The sequence below is a fragment of the Dellaglioa sp. CoH-57-MRSF-16 genome (assembly GCF_056782055.1).
The window spans coordinates 1-280 of sequence record NZ_JBXAXZ010000158.1; the positions used below are offsets into that span (position 1 = coordinate 1).

General features: G+C 64.6%; 1 protein-coding gene. It reads left to right on the forward strand.

Going from position 1 to position 280, the window contains the following annotated elements; translation table 11 throughout:
- A partial coding sequence (locus tag AC1RPH_RS08270) for a hypothetical protein (RefSeq protein ID WP_481762106.1) occupies window positions 1-280 on the forward strand: 280 nt, incomplete at both ends.

Sequence of the window (280 nt, forward strand, 5' to 3'; positions counted from 1 at the left end):
CTGACGGCAGTGCAGCGCCGGGTCCTGTTCGGTGACGTGCAGCCGGGCGGCTACGTTGGCGATTACGTCCAGCAAATCGGCGTGATTACGCGCGGTACGGTGTTCACTTCGCAATTCGACGCATCGAAGAACTGGGCAGCTGCTGGTGGTTCGGCCTCGACGCAAATCTGTTTGGCCGCTAACGGCATGCTGACGCTCGGTACGCCGGGTACGGCTCCGGCCGGTGTCGCGGTGCCGGGTGCGTACGTGACGCAAATCCCGGGCGCGGAAATCCCGTTCC